The 20,472-nt window shown below is 59.2% G+C and carries 23 protein-coding genes and 1 riboswitch; of the genes, 14 read left to right on the forward strand and 9 right to left on the reverse strand.

Annotated features, from left to right (window positions below; genetic code table 11):
- Positions 1-85 precede the first annotated feature (85 nt).
- On the reverse strand, positions 86-892 hold the full coding sequence (locus GFN93_RS05060; protein ID WP_153499457.1) for an SDR family NAD(P)-dependent oxidoreductase: 807 nt from the start codon (positions 890-892) through the stop codon (positions 86-88).
- Positions 893-986: 94 nt separating this feature from the next.
- Here GFN93_RS05060 and GFN93_RS05065 point away from each other — a divergent pair, with 94 nt between their 5' ends.
- Entirely contained in the window at positions 987-1,406 is a 420-nt protein-coding gene (locus GFN93_RS05065) for a secondary thiamine-phosphate synthase enzyme YjbQ (protein WP_153499459.1), read from the forward strand.
- A 252-nt stretch (positions 1,407-1,658) separates the two neighbouring features.
- Here GFN93_RS05065 and GFN93_RS05070 read toward each other — a convergent pair whose 3' ends face one another.
- The 3 genes from GFN93_RS05070 to GFN93_RS05080 form a co-directional block, all read right to left on the reverse strand.
- Positions 1,659-2,348 (reverse strand): DUF2057 domain-containing protein, encoded by a 690-nt coding sequence (locus tag GFN93_RS05070; protein WP_153499461.1) that lies wholly within the window; start codon positions 2,346-2,348, stop codon positions 1,659-1,661.
- 66 nt (positions 2,349-2,414) lie between these two features.
- Positions 2,415-2,753 (reverse strand): DUF4870 family protein, encoded by a 339-nt coding sequence (locus tag GFN93_RS05075; protein ID WP_153499463.1) that lies wholly within the window; start codon positions 2,751-2,753, stop codon positions 2,415-2,417.
- Complete coding sequence (locus GFN93_RS05080; RefSeq protein ID WP_153499464.1) at positions 2,750-3,046, reverse strand: BPTI/Kunitz domain-containing protein; 297 nt, start codon at positions 3,044-3,046, stop codon at positions 2,750-2,752. The genes GFN93_RS05075 and GFN93_RS05080 overlap by 4 nt, the downstream gene beginning before the upstream one ends.
- A gap of 121 nt (positions 3,047-3,167) precedes the next feature.
- Here GFN93_RS05080 and GFN93_RS05085 point away from each other — a divergent pair, with 121 nt between their 5' ends.
- Positions 3,168-3,845, forward strand: coding sequence for a hypothetical protein (locus tag GFN93_RS05085; protein WP_153499466.1), 678 nt, complete (start codon positions 3,168-3,170; stop codon positions 3,843-3,845).
- A 161-nt stretch (positions 3,846-4,006) separates the two neighbouring features.
- Here the strand turns inward: GFN93_RS05085 and GFN93_RS05090 are convergent, their stop codons facing one another.
- Positions 4,007-4,540: a mechanosensitive ion channel domain-containing protein gene (locus tag GFN93_RS05090; RefSeq protein ID WP_153499467.1), complete on the reverse strand. Its 534-nt coding sequence runs from the start codon at positions 4,538-4,540 to the stop codon at positions 4,007-4,009.
- A gap of 6 nt (positions 4,541-4,546) precedes the next feature.
- Positions 4,547-5,188: an MBL fold metallo-hydrolase gene (locus GFN93_RS05095; protein ID WP_153499469.1), complete on the reverse strand. Its 642-nt coding sequence runs from the start codon at positions 5,186-5,188 to the stop codon at positions 4,547-4,549.
- 177 nt (positions 5,189-5,365) lie between these two features.
- Between GFN93_RS05095 and GFN93_RS05100 the strand changes: the two genes are divergently transcribed.
- Positions 5,366-6,196: a mechanosensitive ion channel family protein gene (locus GFN93_RS05100; protein ID WP_153499471.1), complete on the forward strand. Its 831-nt coding sequence runs from the start codon at positions 5,366-5,368 to the stop codon at positions 6,194-6,196.
- An 83-nt stretch (positions 6,197-6,279) separates the two neighbouring features.
- Here GFN93_RS05100 and GFN93_RS05105 read toward each other — a convergent pair whose 3' ends face one another.
- Positions 6,280-7,644 (reverse strand): cytochrome P450, encoded by a 1,365-nt coding sequence (locus tag GFN93_RS05105; RefSeq protein ID WP_153499473.1) that lies wholly within the window; start codon positions 7,642-7,644, stop codon positions 6,280-6,282.
- A 212-nt stretch (positions 7,645-7,856) separates the two neighbouring features.
- Between GFN93_RS05105 and moaB the strand changes: the two genes are divergently transcribed.
- The 5 genes from moaB to cobU all read left to right on the forward strand — a co-directional run bounded on the left by moaB (position 7,857) and on the right by cobU (position 11,636).
- Positions 7,857-8,369, forward strand: coding sequence for a molybdenum cofactor biosynthesis protein B (gene moaB, locus GFN93_RS05110; RefSeq protein ID WP_153499475.1), 513 nt, complete (start codon positions 7,857-7,859; stop codon positions 8,367-8,369).
- On the forward strand, positions 8,366-9,604 hold the full coding sequence (locus GFN93_RS05115; protein ID WP_328594266.1) for a molybdopterin molybdotransferase MoeA: 1,239 nt from the start codon (positions 8,366-8,368) through the stop codon (positions 9,602-9,604). The genes moaB and GFN93_RS05115 overlap by 4 nt, the downstream gene beginning before the upstream one ends.
- 263 nt (positions 9,605-9,867) lie before the next feature.
- Positions 9,868-10,398: a heme NO-binding domain-containing protein gene (locus GFN93_RS05120; protein WP_153499477.1), complete on the forward strand. Its 531-nt coding sequence runs from the start codon at positions 9,868-9,870 to the stop codon at positions 10,396-10,398.
- A gap of 141 nt (positions 10,399-10,539) precedes the next feature.
- Positions 10,540-11,121, forward strand: coding sequence for a PhnA domain-containing protein (locus tag GFN93_RS05125; protein ID WP_153499479.1), 582 nt, complete (start codon positions 10,540-10,542; stop codon positions 11,119-11,121).
- Positions 11,118-11,636 (forward strand): bifunctional adenosylcobinamide kinase/adenosylcobinamide-phosphate guanylyltransferase, encoded by a 519-nt coding sequence (cobU, locus tag GFN93_RS05130; RefSeq protein ID WP_153499481.1) that lies wholly within the window; start codon positions 11,118-11,120, stop codon positions 11,634-11,636. The genes GFN93_RS05125 and cobU overlap by 4 nt, the downstream gene beginning before the upstream one ends.
- 236 nt (positions 11,637-11,872) lie before the next feature.
- Here the strand turns inward: cobU and GFN93_RS05135 are convergent, their stop codons facing one another.
- Both GFN93_RS05135 and cobT read right to left on the reverse strand, forming a co-directional pair.
- Positions 11,873-12,469 carry a histidine phosphatase family protein gene (locus tag GFN93_RS05135; RefSeq protein WP_153499483.1) on the reverse strand — a complete coding sequence of 199 codons (597 nt, stop codon included), beginning with the start codon at positions 12,467-12,469 and terminating at the stop codon, positions 11,873-11,875.
- Between the two features lie 4 nt (positions 12,470-12,473).
- Positions 12,474-13,529 (reverse strand): nicotinate-nucleotide--dimethylbenzimidazole phosphoribosyltransferase, encoded by a 1,056-nt coding sequence (cobT, locus tag GFN93_RS05140; protein ID WP_153499485.1) that lies wholly within the window; start codon positions 13,527-13,529, stop codon positions 12,474-12,476.
- A 111-nt stretch (positions 13,530-13,640) separates the two neighbouring features.
- On the opposite strand from cobT, the gene cbiB reads away from it, so the two are divergent.
- The 6 genes from cbiB (at position 13,641) to GFN93_RS05170 (ending at position 20,465) form a co-directional block, all read left to right on the forward strand.
- On the forward strand, positions 13,641-14,558 hold the full coding sequence (cbiB, locus tag GFN93_RS05145) for an adenosylcobinamide-phosphate synthase CbiB (RefSeq protein ID WP_328594269.1): 918 nt from the start codon (positions 13,641-13,643) through the stop codon (positions 14,556-14,558).
- Positions 14,559-14,560: 2 nt separating this feature from the next.
- Entirely contained in the window at positions 14,561-15,550 is a 990-nt protein-coding gene (cobD, locus tag GFN93_RS05150; RefSeq protein ID WP_235901671.1) for a threonine-phosphate decarboxylase CobD, read from the forward strand.
- Between the two features lie 81 nt (positions 15,551-15,631).
- A riboswitch (cobalamin riboswitch) is annotated at positions 15,632-15,856 on the forward strand.
- Between the two features lie 111 nt (positions 15,857-15,967).
- Positions 15,968-17,785, forward strand: coding sequence for a TonB-dependent receptor domain-containing protein (locus tag GFN93_RS05155; RefSeq protein ID WP_153499489.1), 1,818 nt, complete (start codon positions 15,968-15,970; stop codon positions 17,783-17,785).
- Positions 17,786-17,858: 73 nt separating this feature from the next.
- On the forward strand, positions 17,859-18,737 hold the full coding sequence (locus GFN93_RS05160) for a cobalamin-binding protein (protein WP_328594272.1): 879 nt from the start codon (positions 17,859-17,861) through the stop codon (positions 18,735-18,737).
- Positions 18,724-19,701, forward strand: coding sequence for a FecCD family ABC transporter permease (locus GFN93_RS05165; RefSeq protein WP_328594273.1), 978 nt, complete (start codon positions 18,724-18,726; stop codon positions 19,699-19,701). Before GFN93_RS05160 ends, GFN93_RS05165 begins: the two co-directional genes overlap by 14 nt.
- Entirely contained in the window at positions 19,701-20,465 is a 765-nt protein-coding gene (locus tag GFN93_RS05170; protein WP_153499491.1) for an ABC transporter ATP-binding protein, read from the forward strand. Before GFN93_RS05165 ends, GFN93_RS05170 begins: the two co-directional genes overlap by 1 nt.
- Positions 20,466-20,472 lie beyond the last annotated feature (7 nt).

Consider the following 20,472-nt stretch of genomic DNA (forward strand, 5'->3'; position numbering starts at 1 on the left):
AAAGTCAAAACCCGCCAGTCCTTGTTGGTAGGGCGGCTAAATGTTTTCGCTTTTCGAAACTCGCTTCTCGTCACTCGCTCCTGCTTTATCCCTTCTTCTTCAAACGGCTCGCCAGCAGTTGATCCATCCCGCGAAATAACGGCTGCGGTAGTTTCGTGATCGGGCCGGGTGCAGCAGCGAGCAGCATGCTGCCCAGGTTACCCAGAGGGCGCGAGATACGCGCCGGACGTTTTTCACAGGCTTCCACGATCCACCCTGCCGCCTTTTGCACGTGCATCATGGGCATGTATTTATAGATTTTTGTCTTTGACGACATGGGCGTGCGTACCATGGGGAAGTACACCACGGTGGTGGTGATGCCCTGATGTCCCATTTCTGCCTGCAGGGAGCGGGTGAAGGATTCCAGTGCGCTCTTGCTGGCCAGGTAGGCCGAGAACAGGGGGATGGGTATCTGGGTGGAGAGGCTGGAAATATTCACCACATGACCGTGACCCTGCTCAAGAAAGCGGGGTAACAGTTTCAGGGTCATGGCTACGGCACCCATGTAGTTAAGCTGCATGGTGCGCTGATAATCATGCAGGCGATCCAGAGATTGCTCGATGGGGCGGCGAATGGAATGGGCGGCGTTATTGACCAGTGCATCAATCTGCGGGTGTTCGGCCAGAATCTGTGAAGCACAGGCTTCGATGGCGTTGTTGTCGCTCAGGTCGCAGGGATAGATCGCGGCGGAGGCACCTTCCGCTTCCACCCGTTGCTGCACTTCACGAAGCTGTTCTTCGCGTCTAGCCACCAGGCAAAGCCTGGCGCCACGCTTTGCCATCAGGACAGCGGCTTCAGCGCCGATGCCACTGGAGGCGCCGGTGAGTACAATAGTCTGGCCATTCAGTTTCATGCTTGCTCCCTGTTATATGACATTGAGTCTGCCGTTGAATGGGCGGCGCGCCAAGGTCAAAACAGGACGAAGCCTGCCATACCGGGATACTGCCATGTGGAAACAGAAAACCCTCTGCCTCTCTGCCAAACGCCGGGGCTGTCATCTGGTGACTCGCGAAGTGTTGGAGCAGTTGCCTGAGTTGGCCGACATACGCGTAGGCTTGCTGCATCTTTTTATCCAGCATACCTCCGCGTCACTCACCATTAATGAGAATGCGGACCCGGATGTGCGCGGCGATCTGGAGCGTCACTTGAATGTGATGGTGCCGGAAAATGCGCCCTACTATGAGCACACCCTGGAAGGTCCGGATGATATGCCTGCCCATATCAAAAGCGTATTGATCGGCCCGTCGCTGAGCCTGCCCATCTCGGATGGTCGCCTGGCACTGGGCACCTGGCAGGGGATCTACCTCTGCGAGCATCGCGATCATGGTGGAGGGAGAAGAGTGGTGGCGACGATTCAGGGGGAGTGAACAGTTGCAAGTTTCAAGTTGAAAGTTGAAAGTTGAAAGTTGAAAGTTGCAACGCGGGATAGCTGGGGAGGGACGGACAGGCAGTGCCCGCACTGCCCCTCTCAGCCTTCGCCCAGGCAAGCTGGGCTCCTACAGCGTTTGTGTATCCGTAGGAGCTCAGCTTGCCTGAGCGAAGTCGGCCCGGGGTTAACCGGCACCTGTTAATCGCGGGCAGGGCCTCTCGGGTGCTTTAAGCCCATGCAGCGTGCAGTGTTATTCCGCTATCCACTGCAGGAATTCGCGGCGCTCTTCCGGTGTCGCCTGATTCCACTGGGCTTTTAGTGTATCCAGATAGCTGGCGGCCGCAGCAGCTTCGCCACCCGCCGCAGGCGCCGGGGCAGAGGTGCTCGCGGCTGTTGCCTGTGGTGCCACCGTGTTGCTGGCCGGCGCGGCCACTTCCTCGCCGGTGACCGGCGCCAGGAAACCACGCTTGAGAATCAGCTGAGACTGCGCAGCCGCTACCTTTTCACCGCTGACGGCATTTTCCGCCCAGCCAGTGAAGCTGTCTTCCATGGCGCGAGCGGCTTCCACGTCTGCGGGCTGCTTATAGCCCAATACCCACATGTCACCGGGTTTGCCGTCGACGATGAAATTAGCCGGATTGGTTTTAACAATTTCGTGGTTATCTGCGTCCAGCTGCCAGAGCTCCTTGTAGTAAGCCAGGATCTCGTAGCGGCCCGGGGTCAGTTTCAGATCCTTGAAGTCGGAAGCAAAGAAGGTATTCACGCCGTCGACTTCCTTGCCGTTGATGGTGAACACTTCGAGCTGGCTAGGCACGCGAACGGTTACGACCTTGTTATCGGATTGGGCTGGGCCGTCATAAAGTTGGACAACCGGGCTCTGGGCGCAGGCGGAAAGCAGCAGGGCAAAAAGGGCGATGGCGGTCAGGCGCAGGAACAGCATGGTCTCTCCTGGGTTCGGGTAGCCCGCCAGTCTGGCAGGCATGGATGACATTAAGGTGACAGCGGCTTAAAAGCCCCAGCCGTCGACGTTGTTGGGGGCTACGTCTCGGTTTAGTGCGCTCAGGCCACGGGCGCACCGGACGATCCACCAGATAGTGATGACCACCATCAACAGCCATCCGATGAAGGCCACGGTGGTGATGCCGGCGATGAACGAATACAGCAGCCCTATCCAGAAAGTCCGGTACTGGAAACGGAAATGTTCACGCAGGGGCGGCGGTGCATCAGAGGCATTAATGTGGGCAATGATCACACCGGCAATAGCGGTCAGGCCGCCGGTGATCAGGCCAACCAGGTGCAGCACATAGACCGCACGGGCCAGGCTGGCGCGAGACGTATCGCTCATCGCGGGGCCCCCTTGCCGGAGTCGGGTGTGGCGGTTTCGCTGTTGCTGGCACCGCAGGTGCTGACACAGGCATCTAGTGTTTCGAAGGGCACGCTGCCTTTGCAGCCACCCCAGATAAAGGTGCGGCAGCTGTCAGTATCCGCATCATAGTAGTATCGCTGGAAGGAGGCCTTGCACATCCCGGACTCGGGTGGCTGGTAACAGGCATCGGGTAGCGGTGTTTCGGAGTCACTGTTCTGGCAGCCGGTCAGCAAGCCAAGCGCAAGCAGCAGCGAGAGGGGGAGAGTGCGCATGATGTATCCTTCCACAAACGGTTCCAATGGGGCTACTTTACCGAACTATGGCGATGGCGGTAACCGGCTTGTGTGGTTGGCTGGACAGGCCCGGCCGCCAGGGCTGAACACGGGAACAATCATGTGGAGATTGCAGGGTCTGATATTGACGGCATTGCTATGCAGTGAAGGAGCGATCGCCGAGGACATTCAGTACGGTTTTCTCCAGGCCGGGCAGTTACAACTCAAGGACAGTGATACCACCCTGTATGCCGGAGACGTGGTCCTGGATGGCGAGTATGACGACCTGCCGTTTTTTACCGCAGGTGTGCAGAAAGTGCTGGGTGGCGAGCGCATTCGCTATGGCTATGAAGGCGGCGCCTTGATCAGCTGGCAGAACGACACGGTGTCTTACTCTGCAGTGGTCGATGGTGGCACCGCCATTAACATCAAGATAGACAATGAGCTGCTGGTATTTGGCACCCTGCTGGGTGCCTATGGGGATGTTTTGCTGGGTTCCCGTGCCCGCCTGTACCTTTCCGGTGGCCCGATGCTGCTGGTCGCTACCCTGAAGCAGGAAAAACCGGATACCTATCCCCAGCCGCTGAGCAGCACTGTGGTCATCAATGGTGACGAGCGGGAGACCAGCGTTGGTTACGGTGCTTATGCCTCTGCGGGGCTGATCTTTTCTGTCTCCCGCAATGCCGAGTTGGGCGTGGTGGTGCGCGAGCAGGCGGTGAAGATGGATTTCAATGATTCCATCGCCGATTTTCCCTATGAGGGGACCATGTACATGTTGAGCCTGGGGTATCGGCTGTAGCGGAAGATTCGAGACGCGAGTTTCGAGTTACGAAAGGCAAAGACAAAATGGCGCACAATGTGCCTGGCTGATGGTTTCGGGTTTTGATCTTCGAAACTCGAAACTCGAAACTCGAAACTCGAAACTCGAAACTCGCGCCAGGATTCCAGCTTGCCCCTCTTCTAATCCGCCCGCACGTGTTTCTGATCCCTGGGCAGGGTGTCATTCTTCAGGCGGATTACGGTTTTCTGCAGCAGCAGGTTGTTGGGCAGAGTGTAGCGGTGTCCGAGCTGGTCCTGCACGGTGATAAAGATCAGGCCCATGTGACGAATCTGCCCGGTGACGGTGTTGTCGCCGTCCAGCAGGCGGATGCGATCGCCTACCCGATAAGGCGCGCTGAAGAACAGAATGATCGCGGCAGTGGCATTGCTGAGCATGGACCAGCTGGCGAACAGCGCCACCCCCAGCAATGCCATCAGCGAGGTGGCAAAGACCATCAGGCCGTCGCCTTTCAATCCCCATAACACCCCCACCGCAATCAGGCTGATCACCAGGCTGGCGGCATTGATCACTACGGAGGTCTGGAAGATGCGCGCCCTGCTGAACTCGCGGCGACGGCCCAGCCGCTTGGTGACACCGCGCAGCACGGCGGACATGGCCCAGCCGAGAATCAGAATGACGGCGGTGAGCAGCCACTTCATGGCGATGGATTCCATTAGCGCTTAACCGTGTTTACCAGAGACAAAGGGGTTGTTGACCCGCTCGTGACCGATGGTGGACATGGGGCCATGGCCAGGAATGAACGACACATCGTCGTCCAGCGTCAGCAGCTTTTCCTTGATGGCAGTGATCAGGGTGTCGAAATCCCCTTTGGGAAAATCGGTGCGCCCGATGGAGCCGTTGAACAATACATCACCCACGACGACCAGCTTGCTTTCCGGCTGATAGAACACCACGTGGCCGGGGGTATGGCCGGGGCAGTGGCGCACTTCAAATTCGGTTTCGCCCACGGTGACGCGATCGCCGTCTTCCAGCCAGCGATTCGGGGTGAACGGCCGGGAAGGCGCAAAGCCCATCATCTGTGCCTGTTGGGGCAGCATGTCGATCCAGAACTGATCGTCCTTGTGGGGGCCTTCAATGGGCAGGCTCAGGGTGTCAGCCAGCTCCGCCACAGCACCCACATGATCCAGATGGGCATGGGTCACCAGAATCTTCTCCGGCGTTCCTCCCACCTGCTTCAGCGCTTCCAGAATATTCTCCAGGTCCCCGCCGGGGTCGACGATGGCCAGCTTGTCAGTGGCTTCGCATTTCAGGAAGGAGCAGTTCTGCTGGAACTGGGTGACCGGGAGAATGGCGTATTTCATAGCTGTCTGTCGGTGTTGTCGGTGGGGGTATTAGTGTGTGCAGTATAGCGGTTTGGGGTAATGGCCTGCATGTCCCGACAAACAAAAATATTTGCAAATTCAGTCGGTGGGGGGTTGGCGGAATATCGCTTGGTGCTATTTTAAGGCTCGCAATAACTACTAACAAAGGAAGGAACGATGGACATGGAGCAGCTCCAGCCTTATCTGGACAAGGCGATTGAACTGGGTATGACCTATTTGCCCAAGTTCGTGCTGGCAATTCTAACCCTGATCGTGGGTTTCTGGATCATCAAGCGTATCGTCAAGGGAATGAATGTGGTGTTGGGCCACCAGGCCATCGATGCGTCTCTGCAGAAGTTTCTTACCAGCCTGGTCGATGTGCTGTTGAAGATCCTGCTGTTGGTGGCAGTGGCGGGTATGGTGGGTATCGAAACTACCTCCTTCATCGCCATGCTGGGTGCCATCGGTCTTGCCGTGGGGCTGGCCTTGCAGGGCAGTCTGGGCAATCTGGCTGGTGGTGTGCTGATTCTGTTCTTCAAGCCCTACAAGGTGGGGGACATCGTCGAAGCCCAGGGGCACATGGGCCGGGTCCACGACATCCAGATCTTCACCACCATCCTGATCACCTATGACAACCAGCGTATCGTGATTCCCAATGGTCTGATGTCCAACGGTTGCATCAAGAACATTTTCTGCGAACCCCAGCGGCGGGTGGATATCGAGTTCGGGATCAGCTACGGCGACAGCATTGAAGACGCTCGTGCTGCCATTCAGTCCGTTATCGATAGTGACGACCGGATCCTGAGCGGTGACAAGTTTGATCCTAATATTTTCGTCTCTGCCCACGCCGACAGCAGTATCAACATGCTGACCCGCGTCTGGGTGAACTCCGAGGATTACTGGCCGGTGTACTTCGGTTTGTTCGAGCAAGTGAAATACGCCTTCGACAAGGCGGGCATTACCATCCCCTTCCCGCAGCGGGATGTGCATTTGTTTCAGCAATCATAAGTAACGGGAAGCGAGTAACGAGGAGCGAAAGTCAAAACCGGTTTGGTTTTTCGAAACTCGCTTCTCGTCACTCGCGCCTGTCTTTAACGTTTCTGAATCGTCACCGGCAACCCATCCTTTGGCATGATCAACGGCACCAGTTGGGTGGGCACTTCGTAACCGGGTTTCACGCTGACCTTGTACTGTTTCAGGAAGTGGAACAGGAAGGTCTTGGTCTGCAGCTCGGCGAAGTTCAGCCCCAGACATTTGTGATGGCCGCCGCCGAAGGGCAGCCACTGGTAGAAGTGCTGCTTGTGTTCGGCACGCTCGTCATTGAATCGTTCCGGGTCGAAGGTATGCGGGTGGCTCCAGTATTCGTCCATGTAATGGGTGTAAAGCGTTGATACATTTACAAGGGTGTTGCGCGGTAGGGTGTACCCCTTGAAAGTGACATCCTTGACCGTGCGCCGCGGGAAGGTGGTCAGCGGCGGGCGCATGCGCAGGGTTTCCTTGAATACCAATCCGGTTTTTTCCAGTTTGGCCAGGTCATCATATTCCAGCGCATCCTTGTTCAACGATTGCATCTCAGATGCAAGAATATCTTGCCACTCGGGGTGTTTGGCCAGCATGTAAAGCACCGAGCAAAGGGTGCTGGTGGTGGTGTCGTGGGCCGCAAACAGCAGGAAGATCATGTGGTTCATTACATCGCGATCACTTAGCCCGCCTTCTTCATCCGCCGCCTTGCACAGTTCACTGAAGAAATCACTGTGATCACTGTTGCGCTTTGCCGGAATCAGTCGGGTAACAAAGTCTTCCAGGTAACGACGGCCCTTCATGCCGCGATGCCAGAGCGTCCCGGGAATTTCCACCCGAAGTACCGCCAGTGAGGCTTCCGTGGCATCGATAAAAGACTGGTTTACCTTGTCGGATTCCGGCCCCATCTCCAGACCAAAGAAAATTTGTGCGCCCACATCCAAGAGTAACGTTTTGATGTAATCCAGAAACTGGATTTCCTTACCGGTGGGCCAGTGTTGGATCTCACGGTCGATGTGCGTATTCATGCGATCCAGATAACTGGCCAGGGCCGGCTTCTTGAAGGCCTGCTGCATGATGCGGCGATGAAATTTGTGATCGGCAAAATCCCGCAACATCAGGCCATCAGTAAACAGCTTTTCCAGAATCGGGTTCCAGGCGGCCCGGCTGGAAAAGGCGTGCTCGGGATCCTTGAGAACAAATTCGTTAGCTTCCGGTCCGAGAAGAGTGACCCCCCGCTGAAACAGCACCGAGCCCTTGAAGACAAGCCCGTGCTTGTTGGCCTGATCGGTTACCATTTTGTGGTAGTCCTTCAGGAACGGCACGGTGTGGCCCAGCAAGGGCCAGCCGTAGTCACCGGGGATATTCTTGAGGTTGCGCTGTGGCATGCGGGGCAGGTTGGCGGCCTCTTGCTGGGCGGTATCCATGCTGCTCATGTGAGTCTCCCGAAAATAAACAATCTGTATATCCTTAATTTACGCCCGCCGGTGTGGAGTGAATAGAGGGTTGTCGGCTACGGTCAAGCGGGGCTGTTCTGAGGAGCCGCAGGTCAAATGCTGACGCTAAAATGGGGCCCTTGAGACGCAGCGCGCGGCCATGCCGTATGGGGGGCGTGCTATTATTGGGGCATTGCCATGGAGAGTTTGCGATGTCGAAAAGCGAGTCCGTGTTTGAGCCGCTGGCGGTTGCGGTGCTGACCGTCAGTGATACCCGTACTGCGGAAACCGATACCTCCGGTGACCTGCTGGTGGCCCGGGTGCAGGAGGCCGGGCATTCGCTGGCCGCGCGCCAGATCGTCAAGGATGATATCTATCAGCTGCGCAAGGTGGTGTCGGACTGGATCGCGGATGAGGACATCCAGGTGATCCTGACCACTGGAGGTACAGGTTTTTCCGGTCGTGATTCCACACCGGAAGCTCTGTCCGTGCTGTTCGACAAGACGATAGAAGGCTTTGGCGAGCTGTTTCGTCAGGTCAGTGTGGAGGATATTGGTACCTCTACGGTTCAGTCCCGCTGTCTGGCGGGCCTCGCCAACCGCACGGTGATCTTTTGCCTGCCCGGTTCCAACAATGCCTGCGCGACGGGCTGGGACCGGATTATCCGCGAGCAGCTGGATGCCCGTCATCGCCCCTGTAATTTTGTCGGGCAGGTGCGACGGTGAGCGCGCCGGTGACGTTGATGCCGGTCAGCGAGGCGCTTGAGCGCCTGCTGGCGGCGGCCAAACCGTTTCAGGCGGTACAGGATATTGCGCTGATCGACGCTCGTGGCCAGTACCTGGCCAGTGCGGTCCGGGCGAGGGTGGATGTGCCGGCCTTTGATAATGCTGCGGTGGACGGTGTGGCCCTGCGTTATGCCGATCTGGATGAGCCAGGGTTGACGTTGCCCATGCATTTACGTGTGGCGGCGGGCGATCCGCCCGCTACCTTGATGCCGGGCCAGGTGGCTCGCATCTTTACTGGTGCGCCAGTGCCGGCGGGGGCGGATACCGTGATCATGCAGGAAGACTGCGAGATCGCTGACGGGCGCGTGCGATTGCCCGGGCAAGAGACCGTCCATGCGGGCGATAATATTCGCCCCGCCGGTCAGGATGCCCGTCGGGATGAGACGGTGATGGAGCGTGGGGAGCGATTGACGCCGCAATCGGTGGGGTTGATTGCGTCAGTAGGCGAGGCCCGTGTGACGATCAATGCGCCCCGTATTCTGGTGCTGACGACGGGGGACGAGCTGCAGCCGCCGGAAGAAATGCCGCTGCCAGGAAAAATTTACGACAGCAACGGTCCCCAGCTGGAGCAGCTTCTAATCCAGAGTGGTTTCCCGAATGTACTGCGGGAGCACCTGCCGGATGACCCGGAGCTGATTCGCAATGCACTGACGCGCTATCTGACTGATCCGCAGCAGCGTCCGGATGTCATCATTTCCACCGGCGGTGTTTCTGTGGGGGAAGAGGATCACTTGCGGGCGGTGCTGGAGAGCCATGGCAAGCTGGACTTCTGGCGTTTGGCGATCAAGCCGGGCAAGCCCTTCACCTTTGGCGAGGTGGAAGGCCTCCCGTTCTTCGGCCTGCCGGGTAACCCGTCGGCGGTCCTTGTGTGCTATCTAATGTTGGTGCTGCCCACCTTGCGGCGTTGTTGTGGTCAGGAAAATGTGCTGCCGCAACCTGTCTCTTTGCCCGTGAAATTTTCCATTGGCAAGGCAGGCAAGCGGCAAGAATATTTGCGCGTCCGCTGTACTCCCGGTCATCAGTCGCTGGTGCTGGAAAAACACCCCAATCAGAGTTCCGGGATGCTCAGTTCGGCTGTCTGGGCAGATGGTCTTGCGGTGGTGCCTGTTGGTGAGGAAGTTTTTCCCGGCGATGAGCTTGATTATTTTTCCTTCGCCGATTTGCTGAATGGGTGACGCAGGGTTTTACTGACCGGGTGGGCGACCAATGATCTGCCCGATCGTCACGGGCTTGTTTTGCCATTCCATTCAACCGCTATTTTTTACGCTTCATCTGGCAGCGGCCCCGTTTTATCTGAGTACAACGCTATTTGACGCACTTTTGACGTCTCGGGGACGAGCCTCAGACTGTAAATAGCAGTCTGATTGGCGAGACCTGATGGCGCAGCGTTTGCAGTGGCCTCGTTTGATAACAAGGAAAAAATATGAGGTGACTGAAGATGAAAGGTACGATTACGCGTTGTGCTAAAGAGCTTGTCGAGTCTCAATTTGGTCCCGAACAATGGCAGGCGATTCTGGAGGATGCACAGGTAGACGAGGAGACTCGATACCGGCTCGCTTATCCGACGACCGATATTGACGACAGCATGGCCACGGAGATTCTTCGCTCCACCGGTACTGTTTTGGGGCTCACCCCGGAGCAGGTGGCAGATGCCTTTGGCGAGCATTGGTGTTGTGTGTACGCGCCCAAAATCTACTCCAGCATTATCGCCAAGTTTAACTCTGCCAAAGAAATGATTCTGGGGATGGATAGAATCCATGTGCAGATGACTGCGACCATCCGCAACGCACGCCCCCCTCGGTTTGATTATCAATGGAAGGATGAGCGGACCCTGATCGTGACCTATAAGTCTTTCAGGGGCATGGTTGACATCTACCGCGGGCTCGTACTCGGTGTCGGCAAGTTGTTCAATGAACCCCTCAGAGCAAGAAAGCTGGATAACACACAGGTTGAAATTGTGTTTGGCTAGCCTTATCGATGCGGGCAGCATCGCTGCCCTGCATGTCGTTTGAAGGATCTGCGTTCCCCTTGAAGTGGTGACTGATTACCGGCAACCCGTTGCTGCTGTGATTCCGTTATAATTGCCGTCCACTTTTTCAGGAACCGGATTATGACGATTGAATCTGCCTTATTGGCTCGCGCGGATTCCCGCTGCGAACTCTGTGGCGCGGGTGAGGCCCTGTCGGTCTACCCCGTCCCGCCTGCCTCAGATGGGTCTGAGGCTCAGTCCGCCCTGCTGTGCGAAACGTGCCAGTATCAGATTGATCACCCCGGTAATGAAGACGCTAACCACTGGCGCTGCCTGAATGACAGCATGTGGAGTCAACAGCCGGCTGTACAAGTGCTGGCCTGGCGCATGTTGACGCGACTGCGCGCAGAGGGCTGGCCCCAGGACCTGCTCGACATGTTGTATCTGGAAGACGATGTGCTTGAGTGGGCCAAGGCCACTGGTGAAGGGGCGGTGGAAGAGCAGGGCGTGGTGCATCGCGACTGCAATGGCGCTGTGCTGGAAGCGGGTGATGCAGTAACTCTGATCAAGGATCTGAACGTGAAAGGCGCCAACTTTACTGCCAAGCGCGGCACGCCGGTGCGCAACATTTCCCTGGTTCAGGATAACCCTGAGCAAATCGAAGGCCGTGTCGAGGGCCAACGTATCGTTATCCTTACCCAGTACGTGAAGAAGAACGGATGACGGCGACACTGGTGCTCGGTGGCATTCGTTCCGGTAAAAGTGCATTGGCTGAGAAGCTGGCGCAGGAGAAGGATGGTCCGGTTGTGTATGTGGCAACAGCGACCATTGAGGATGTCGAAATGCAGGAGCGGGTGCGGTTGCACCGCCTGCAAAGGCCGTCGCAGTGGTGGCTGGAAGAGGAACCTTTGGCGCTGGGAAGTGTGTTGCGCCGCAAAGCGCTCATGAACCCTGTGCCGAATTTGCTGATTGATTGCATGAGCCTTTGGGTCAGCAACCTGCTGCACGCAGGAGACGATGTTTTTAATCGTGAAAGGGATGGCTTCCTCACCTCGCTGGTTCGTTACCCTGGTGAGGTGGTGATTGTCAGTAATGAGGTGGGGCTGGGCATCATTGGCATGGACCCGCTCACCCGGCGTTTTGCGGATGAGTTGGGTTGGTTGAATCAGGCGTTGGCCAAGCGTTGTGACAAGGTGGTGTTGTCCATTGCCGGTATTGCTCAGACGCTGAAGGGGTAGCGCTCCTTTCTGCCAGTAAGCCGCTGTAGGAGGCTGCCTGCAGGCGATTCGAGCATAGGCGAGTAACGAGTCTCGAGTTACGAGAAGCGAGTTTCGAAAACCAACACATCAACCCCTGAAGTTTTTCGGTTTTTGCCTTTCGCAACTCGAAACTCGTTACTCGCTGGTGATCATTTCGCGCCTCACTGGGCGAAGCGTAGGTGCGCAGCAAATAAACGGCGCTCCTGCGAAAAATCCTACCCGTGTTTCACCAGGCAACTCAGTGTGCCAAATTCGGTTTGGTCCAGCCGCACCTGTGAACGGCAGGCGAAGGGAATCTGGAAGCCTGCCATGGCATTGCTGGGGGTTAGGCCCAGTACATGGCCGAGCACCATGCGGATCACACCACCGTGGCACACCAACAGCACTTTTTTTCCTGCCATTTGCTTGCTCCAGTGCAGCCATGCGTCACCAATACGCTGGTGAAAAGCTTGCACCGTTTCCGCATTGGGTGGCGGGAAATTTTCGGCATCGCGCCAGAAGTTCGCCTGATGATCGCCGTATTCCTGTTCCACCTGTTCCCGGGTTTTACCTTCCCAGTCACCGAAACAGATTTCCTTGAAGCCCTCCGCGATGGTGACGGGCAAGTTCATCTGTTCAGCCAGCTCGTGGGCGAATTCCCGACACCTCAGTAGTGGTGAGGTGAGGATGTGATCCCATTGCTCGCCCTTGCTGATGGCGCTGCGCATCTGTTGCCAACCCTGTTCACTGAGCGGGTCATCACGATGGCCGCGGTACTTGTGCCCTCCAGCGGGCTCTCCGTGGCGAATCAGATCGAAAAAGGTGGTCGTCATGGTCTTACCTGTCTGCGTTACTGACGCCGGCATCGGCGAACGTGGCCATCTGGTTGTGCAGGGCGCAGGCACTGCGGATCAGGGGCACGGCTACGGCGGCGCCGCTACCTTCCCCCAGCCGCATGCCCAAATCCAGTAACGGTTGTGCATCCAGGGCGGCCAGTACCCGTCGATGGCCGGGTTCTTGCGAACGGTGCGCAAACAGCAGCCAGTCCGCCAACTCCGGGCGCAATCGAACTGCCGCGAGAGCCGCAACGGAAACAATAAAGCCATCCACCAGTACTGGAATGCCGCGCACGGCGCAGCCGATGAACGCCCCGGCGATGGCGGCAATTTCGAACCCCCCGAGTGAGGCCAGGCAAGCCAGAGGCTCAGGGTTGTCGCCGTGGCGTGACAGTGCCTGCGCGATGACATGCATCTTGTGCTGAACGCCCTGATTGTCCAGTCCGGTCCCCGGCCCGGCCAGTTCATCGGGCGCGGCCCCCAGGAGGGCACAGGCCAGCGCGCTGGCGCTGGTGGTGTTGCCAATGCCCATCTCGCCAGCGATAAAAAGCTGGCTGTGCTGGTCTGCGGCGCGCCGGGCGGCATCGTCGCCGGCCTGTAGCGCCAGCTGAAGCTGAGATTCCGACATGGCCGCTTGCCTGGCAAGGTTGGCTGTGCCTGCGCCAACCTGCGCATCGATGACGCCTTCCGCGAGCGGCGGAGGTGTGGCGGTTCCCAGGTTGATGACTTCCAGTCCGGCATTCAGCTCACGAGCCATGACGCTGATGGCGGCGCCACCGGTAACAAAGTTGGCAATCATCTGCCCGGTAACCGCCTGGGGAAACAGGGAGACCCCTTCTTCGCAGACGCCATGGTCGGCAGCAAAGACAGCAATACTGATCCGGTCAGCAGCGGGGGTGGCGGTTTGCTGGAGTGCAGCCAGGGTAATGGCCAGTTGCTCCAGTTGCCCGAGCGAGCCCGCTGGTTTGGTGAGCTGGGCCTGATGGTCCATTGCTGCCTGGCGGAAAGACAGGCTGGGCTGGGCAATAAGGTTTTGCCAGGGAAATTGCGTGTTCAAGACGGGCTCCCGAAATCGGTGCTGGGCTGGAAAGCGGCAAATCCTCTGCCCACGGTGGTGGAGTGTCAAGTACACTGCCCGGCGTTTAACGCCAATCTGTCAGGAAACGTTGTGCCTTTATCCCTGCTCTCTGCCGCGCTGGCGGCCCTGCTGCTTGATGCCCTGCTGGGTGAGCCACGGCGTGCGCATCCGCTGGTGCTGGTGGGGCGGCTTGCTGCATGGCTGGAGCAACGGGGCAATCGCGAGGGTGGCAGTGTGCTGGCGGGGGGTGTGGCATTGCTGCTGGTGATCTTGCCGATCCTGTCGCTGCTGGTGTGGCTGTTGGCAGGGTTGCCCGAGTGGGCTGGCTGGGGCGTGCAGGCCATTGGCTTGTGGCTGGTGATTGGGGCCCGCAGCCTGGTTGAGCACGGGCGTGCAGTGGAGCAGCCGCTCATGGCGGGCGACGTGGAAACGGCCCGGCAGCGGGTGGCGTGGATCGTGAGTCGGGATTGCGAAGCACTGGATGACGAGGGGATCGCGAAAGCAGCCACGGAATCGGTACTGGAAAACGGTGCCGATGCGATCTTCGCCTCCCTGTTCTGGTTTCTGGTGGCAGGCTTGCCCGGGGCGGTGCTGCACCGGTTGGTCAATACGCTGGATGCCATGTGGGGTTATCGCACCGCGCGATTTGAGCGGTTTGGCAAGGTGGCGGCACGGCTGGATGATCTGCTGGGCTGGCTACCGGCCCGTTTGACCGCGCTGAGCTATGCCCTGTGCGGTCATTTTTCTGCCGCTTTGCGGTGCTGGCGGCAGCAGGCCTCAGGCTGTGACAGCCCTAATGCAGGCCCGGTGATGGCGGCAGGGGCGGGTGCGCTGCAAGTGCGGCTGGGCGGTGTGACCCGTTATCACGGCCGGTGGAAGGAGAAGCCGGAGCTGGGGGAAGGACAGCAGGCCAGCGCACACGCCATTGGTGCCGCCATCCGGCTGATTCACCGCAGCCTGCTACTGTGGATAGCCATCATGATGCTGCTGCTGGTGGCTGGAGCATGAGTATGCAGGCGAACAATCAGCATGGTGGTCGTCTCAATGTGGCCGTCAGGCGTTGGGGAATTCCCCGTCATGACTGGCTGGACCTGTCCACGGGTATCAGTCCCTGGAGCTGGCCGGTCCCCCCTGTGCCGGAGGCGGTGTGGCAGCGGTTGCCGGAAGAGGACGATGGGCTGATGACGAGATGCCGATCGGTGTTTTCCCTTCCGGAGGAGGTCGGTTGTCTGCCGGTGCCGGGCAGTCAGATGGCGTTGCAGAATCTGCCCCGACTTCGTTCGCCCAGCCGGGTGGGTGTGCCCGCCCCGGGCTATGCTGAGCATGCTCTGGCCTGGTCTCGCTACGGCCATCAGGTAGTGGCACTGGCCGAGTCGGAAGTGGACGCTGCGCTGGATTCTCTGGATGTGCTGGTGTGCATCAACCCGAACAACCCCACCGGTACGCTCATTGCCGCAGAGACCCTGCTGCGCTGGCATGACCAGTTAAGCCGTCGGGGAGGCTGGCTGGTGGTGGATGAAGCCTTTCTGGATGCCAGTGAAGGGGCGTCTGTGGCGGCGCATTGCAACCGGCCGGGGTTGCTGGTGCTTCGTTCACTGGGCAAGTTCTATGGTCTCGCCGGGCTGCGCGCAGGCCTGCTTCTCGGGCAGCCTGCCTTGTGCGAGCAAATGCACGAATTGCTGGGCCCTTGGGCAATCAGCCACCCGGCCCGTTACCTGATGGGCGCGGCACTGGCAGATAAGGACTGGCAGCAAATGCAAAAGGCGCGGCTGCGACAGGCCCGGCAGCGGTTGACCGTGTTGCTGGCTGAGGCCGGCATGCCGCCATTGGGTGCGTGCGATCTGTTTGCCTGGTGCCCCTTGCCAGAGGCATCCCGTCGTATGGCGATACTGGCGCGCCAGGGGATCCTGGTGCGTGAATTCATGCAGCCTGCGGCGCTGCGTATTGGTTTACCGGCAAGCGAAGACGATTGGCAGCGGCTCAGCCATGCGTTGTTCTGAGGCGCCATCGTCAGATTCATGACAACTTGAGCGCTGCTCATAATGGGCGATAGTGTTTGCCAAACCCCCTCACCATTGGTAGTTTCGCGCCACCTTTTCGGTGCCTGCCCTGAACACGGGGCAGGTTAAACGGGAAGTCGGTGATCCCTGATGTTTTCTGGAAGAATCCGACGCTGCCCCCGCAACGGTGATTGAGTCAACGACAGTCGAAGTGCCACTGTGCTTTTGCATGGGAAGGTGGCTGTCGAGAGGTGATGGTGTACCTCGCTCATCAGCCCGGAGACCGGCCGAATGGGAACCAGGCGTTGCGGCGGGCGATGGCGGGGTGCGATGGTGCGTTCTGCGCTGCCCCCGAGTTGTGTCCGCTGCAGCTAAATCCATGCTGTGCGGGTGGGCACGGCAAAGGGGATCACATCCATGACATTCCGTTTTCTGGCTGCCGGCGCGGCCGCAACCTTTTCACTGTTGCCTCTGGCAGCGGTTTCCGACTCAAGCGCGGATGGCGAACAGTACGCCATGCTGGATCCGGTGGTGGTGACGCCTACCCTGACCAGTCAGACCGCCGAAGCGACCCTGTCTTCTGTTACCGTTGTCGACGAAGTAACCCTGCGCGAGCAGCAACCTGTGGACATGGCGGACCTGCTGCGCGGCCAGCCGGGTATCGATACCACCGGCAACGGCTCTTTCGGCAAGAATGCCAGCGTGTTTATCCGTGGCACCTCCAGCGATTCGACGCTGTTGTTGGTCGATGGCGTGCGGCTGCGTTCCGCCACGGCGGGCAGCCCGGCGTGGCAGTATCTGCCGCCGCAAATGATGCAGCGGGTCGAAATTGTGCGTGGTCCCCGTGGCAGCCTCTACGGTGCGGATGCGGTAGGTGGTGTGGTGCAGGTGTTTACCCGCGATGAGGGCACCTGGCTGAATGCTGCAGGCGGTACCTTCAACACCTGGAACCTTGGGGCGGGTAGCTCGCTGACCCATGGCGGAACCACGGCGACCGTAGGCGCAAATTATTTTGATACCGACGGTACGGTGCTGCGCGAAGACAGCGAAGACCGCGGTTACGACAACACTTCCGGTATCGTGAAAATCCGCCATCAATTTGGAGATGCTGGCAGTGTCGGCGTGTTCGGTTTTCGTGCTGAAGGCAACAGCGAGTATGAGGGCGGGGCCCCTGAAGACCTGCGTGACACCGACTTCATGCTTGAGGTGGCCGGGCTGAAAGGGGATGTCTGGGTTTCCGAGAACTGGCAGGTAAAAGCCCTGCTGAGCCAGGCCAAGGACGAGAGTGAGGACTTTGCAGAAGGGTTGAGCAACGGCATCTTTGATACCCGCACTCGCACCGCGAATCTGCAGAACACGTTCCTGTTGGGCGATCACCAGTTCATTGTCGGAGGTGAATACCAGGGTGATGAAATCACCAGCGACAATGAATACGACGAGACCCGCCGCGACAACAAGGCCGCCTTTGGTCAGGCCCTGTTGAACTTCGGGCCGCTTGATCTGCAAGGCAGCCTGCGCCATGACGACAATGATGCGTTTGGCAGCAAGGTGACCGGGGCGGCGGCGGTGGGTTACAAGCTGGATCGTCAGCACCGTGTTCGCGCTAGCTATGGCACGGCCTTCAAGGCACCGACGTTCAACGATCTCTATTACCCGGGTTTTGGCAACGCTGAGCTGAAGCCGGAATCCTCGGAAACCGGTGAGGTTGGCATGCGCGGTCAGTACAGCGTCTGGTACTGGGATGCAGCCCTCTACCGTAGCAATATTGATGACCTGATCAGTTACGACCCGGTTGTGATGGCGCCCGGCAATGTGGAAAAAGCCACAGTGGAAGGTGCCGAGTTGGCCATGGGGCTGGAGTGGCAGCAGTGGCGTGCCAGGCTGGCGTTTTCTGCCCTCAAGCCGGAAGACGAGGAGAACGAAACCATCATCGCACGTCGCGCTCAGCGTATGGGGCGGCTTGATGTGGATCGTCAGATCGGCGAATTTTCCCTGGGTGGCACCGCCAGTTTCCAGGGACACCGTTACAATGATGCGGCCAACACCCAGCGACTGTCCGGCTTCGGATTGTTGGATCTGCGGGCCGGTTGGCAGTTTGCCAAGAACTGGACCGGCCGGGTTGTGGTCGAGAATGTACTGGACAAGGAATACACCACCGCGCGGAACTTCAGTGGTTGGGATTATCTGAACGCCGAGCGTTCCGTGATGGTGAGTGTCAGCTACGATACCCTGTAGTGCTGAGTGGCACGGTGGGGTTCCATCGTGCCGTCCACTGAAGGGCGTGGTTGCGTCGGCCAAAGGGACACCAATGAACATGCACAAAGTGATGGTTGGAATCTTGCTGGGACTGGCCCTGTCAGCCAATGCGGAATTGTGCGTCACGGATGATGCAGATCGTCAGGTGTGTGTCCCGCAGCCCGCCAAGCGCATTGTGGCGCTCTCTCCCGGCGCCACGGAATTACTGTTTTCTGCCGGCGCGGGCCAGCACATGGCTGGCGCGGTCAGTTTCAGCGATTATCCCCCGGCGGCCCGCAAGCTTCCCCGCGTTGGCAGTTACAAACGCCTTGATCTGGAAGCCATTGTCGCCACTGCGCCGGACCTGATCGTGGCCTGGCGAAGTGGCAACCCCATGGGTGACGTTGAGCGCCTGATGGATATGGGCTTTGTGGTCTATGTCAGCGAACCGAGACGTTTCGAAGATGTCAGTAGCACCATTGAGCGGCTGGGAACGTTGGCAGGCACCAGTGGGGTGGCGGACGGCGCGGCGAATGGGTTCCGCGCCGGCATTGCGGCACTGCAAGCGCGCCATGCCAGTGCAGCGCCTGTCACGGTGTTTTATCAGGTCTGGGATGAGCCTTTGATGACGGTGAATGAACAGCACCTGATCAGCGAGGCCATTCGCACCTGCGGCGGAGTGAACGTGTTCGGTGAGCTCGACGCTCTGGCGCCGCGAATCAGTCGCGAGGCGGTGCTGGAAAAGGACCCGCAGGTGATCGTGGCCGGCGGAATGGGGGAAGACAGCCCGGGCTGGCTGGCGCCCTGGAAAGCCTTCCAGTCCTTGCAGGCGGTCAAGCAGGGCAACCTGTTCTTCGTTCCTCCCTCAACCCTGCAGCGCCCCACGACGCAAATGCTGGCGGGCACTCGAACCCTTTGCCAACACCTGGATACCGCTCGTGCCCGTCGCTAGTCGGTCGTTGCCGGCATTACTGTTACTGGGGGTTGGTGGGCTGCTGAGCCTGTTGATGGCGTTGGCAGTGGGCAGCGTTTCCATTTCTCTGGATGAGTTGCTGGCGGTGCTGTCTGGCGAAGGGCAAATCCTGCATCACGAACTGGTGTTTTCCCTGCGGGCACCCCGTGCCCTGTCGGCGTTTGCCACCGGGGGGCTGCTGGCTCTGGCCGGAGCCCTGATGCAGGTGCTGCTGCGTAATCCGCTGGCAGACCCCTACGTGCTGGGTATTTCCGGTGGGGCGGCGGTGGGGGCCCTGCTCGCCATGTTGCTCGGCTTGGGCACGGCTCTGGTGTCCGGGTCGGCTTTTCTCGGTGCCTTGCTGTCCACAGTACTGGTGTTTGGTTTGGCGCAGGGGCGTGGCAGCTGGACGCCGGCTCGCTTGCTGCTTACCGGGGTGGTCATCGCGGCTGGCTGGGGGGCTGTCGTTACCTTCCTGCTGACGCTGAGCCCCACGGAAAAATTGCCCGGCATGCTGTACTGGCTAATGGGCGACCTCAGCTATGCGGATTCCCCCCTGGCTGCGTGGGTGGTTCTGATCCCCGTGCTGTTGCTGACGCTGCCTCTGGGGCGCAGTCTGAATGTGCTTGCCCGCGGGCAGTTACAGGCTGCTGCGCTGGGGGTGGCCGTCAAACCCCTTGAGTGGGGGGTCTATGCCCTGGCGAGTCTGCTCACGGCGGTTGCCGTGACGACTGCAGGCAGCGTCGGGTTTGTCGGCCTGATCGTGCCTCATATGCTGCGTCTGGTACTGGGCAATGATCAACGCTTGATACTGCCCGCCAGTGTGCTGGCAGGGGGGGCATTGCTCACCGTCGCCGATACGCTGGCCCGGACCCTGATGGCACCGGAGCAATTGCCGGTGGGGGTCATCACGGCCTTGCTGGGGGTGCCGACCTTCCTTTTCCTGTTGTACCGGAGTCGCTGATGGCGGTACTGGAAGCGCGCCAGCTGGTGGTAGACATCCCGGGACGCAGCGCAGGCAATCCCTTCAATGCCCGTATCCAATCCGGCCAGCGCTGGGGGGTGCTCGGACCCAATGGCGCGGGCAAGACCAGTCTCTTGCATACCCTGGCCGGGTTACGTCCGCCGCGCAGCGGGGAGGTGCTGCTCGACGGACAATCGTTGACCCGACTGAAGCGCCGCGCACTGGCACAAAAGTTGGCGGTGGTATTTCAGGAACGTCAGGACAGCTTTCCCGCCACCGTGCTGGAGACAGCCTTGATTGGTCGTCATCCCTTTCTCTCTCCGTGGCAGCGGGAGAGTGATGGCGATGTTCATCTGGCCCAACAGGCACTGGAAAAGCTGTCCCTGTCGCCGCTGGAGAATCGGTTGGTCAGTACCTTGTCAGGCGGCGAGCGCCAGCGTGTCTCCATCGCGACGGCGCTCACGCAGCAGCCCGCCATCTGGCTGGCGGATGAACCGACCAACCATCTCGATCTGCATCATCAGGTCGCTGTCATGGCCTTGTTGCACGAACAGGCGGAGCAGGGAGCGGTCGTGTTCATGTGCCTGCACGACCTGAATCTGGCGGCCCGCTGGTGTGACCATATTCTGTTGCTGTTTCCCGACGGCGAACTGTGCTTTGGGCCGGCAGACACCATGCTGGTGCCGCAAGTACTGGAGCGGCTTTACGACCAATCCCTTTCGGTGACCACGGTGAACGGCAAGCCGGTCTTTGTGCCAACCTGATTTTAAC

Origin of the sequence: Alcanivorax sediminis (assembly GCF_009601165.1) — a bacterium.
Taxonomy (GTDB): domain Bacteria; phylum Pseudomonadota; class Gammaproteobacteria; order Pseudomonadales; family Alcanivoracaceae; genus Alcanivorax; species Alcanivorax sediminis.

Excerpts from the sequence above, each read along its gene's own strand:
- GFN93_RS05060 (WP_153499457.1), bottom strand. The coding sequence starts at position 892 with ATGAAACTGAATGGCCAGACTATTGTACTCACCGGCGCCTCCAGTGGC.
- GFN93_RS05065 (WP_153499459.1), top strand. The coding sequence starts at position 987 with ATGTGGAAACAGAAAACCCTCTGCCTCTCTGCCAAACGCCGGGGCTGT.
- GFN93_RS05070 (WP_153499461.1), bottom strand. The coding sequence starts at position 2,348 with ATGCTGTTCCTGCGCCTGACCGCCATCGCCCTTTTTGCCCTGCTGCTT.
- GFN93_RS05075 (WP_153499463.1), bottom strand. The coding sequence starts at position 2,753 with ATGAGCGATACGTCTCGCGCCAGCCTGGCCCGTGCGGTCTATGTGCTG.
- GFN93_RS05080 (WP_153499464.1), bottom strand. The coding sequence starts at position 3,046 with ATGCGCACTCTCCCCCTCTCGCTGCTGCTTGCGCTTGGCTTGCTGACC.
- GFN93_RS05085 (WP_153499466.1), top strand. The coding sequence starts at position 3,168 with ATGTGGAGATTGCAGGGTCTGATATTGACGGCATTGCTATGCAGTGAA.
- GFN93_RS05090 (WP_153499467.1), bottom strand. The coding sequence starts at position 4,540 with ATGGAATCCATCGCCATGAAGTGGCTGCTCACCGCCGTCATTCTGATT.
- GFN93_RS05095 (WP_153499469.1), bottom strand. The coding sequence starts at position 5,188 with ATGAAATACGCCATTCTCCCGGTCACCCAGTTCCAGCAGAACTGCTCC.
- GFN93_RS05100 (WP_153499471.1), top strand. The coding sequence starts at position 5,366 with ATGGACATGGAGCAGCTCCAGCCTTATCTGGACAAGGCGATTGAACTG.
- GFN93_RS05105 (WP_153499473.1), bottom strand. The coding sequence starts at position 7,644 with ATGAGCAGCATGGATACCGCCCAGCAAGAGGCCGCCAACCTGCCCCGC.
- moaB (WP_153499475.1), top strand. The coding sequence starts at position 7,857 with ATGTCGAAAAGCGAGTCCGTGTTTGAGCCGCTGGCGGTTGCGGTGCTG.
- GFN93_RS05120 (WP_153499477.1), top strand. The coding sequence starts at position 9,868 with ATGAAAGGTACGATTACGCGTTGTGCTAAAGAGCTTGTCGAGTCTCAA.
- GFN93_RS05125 (WP_153499479.1), top strand. The coding sequence starts at position 10,540 with ATGACGATTGAATCTGCCTTATTGGCTCGCGCGGATTCCCGCTGCGAA.
- cobU (WP_153499481.1), top strand. The coding sequence starts at position 11,118 with ATGACGGCGACACTGGTGCTCGGTGGCATTCGTTCCGGTAAAAGTGCA.
- GFN93_RS05135 (WP_153499483.1), bottom strand. The coding sequence starts at position 12,469 with ATGACGACCACCTTTTTCGATCTGATTCGCCACGGAGAGCCCGCTGGA.
- cobD (WP_235901671.1), top strand. The coding sequence starts at position 14,561 with ATGCAGGCGAACAATCAGCATGGTGGTCGTCTCAATGTGGCCGTCAGG.
- GFN93_RS05155 (WP_153499489.1), top strand. The coding sequence starts at position 15,968 with ATGACATTCCGTTTTCTGGCTGCCGGCGCGGCCGCAACCTTTTCACTG.
- GFN93_RS05160 (WP_328594272.1), top strand. The coding sequence starts at position 17,859 with ATGAACATGCACAAAGTGATGGTTGGAATCTTGCTGGGACTGGCCCTG.
- GFN93_RS05170 (WP_153499491.1), top strand. The coding sequence starts at position 19,701 with ATGGCGGTACTGGAAGCGCGCCAGCTGGTGGTAGACATCCCGGGACGC.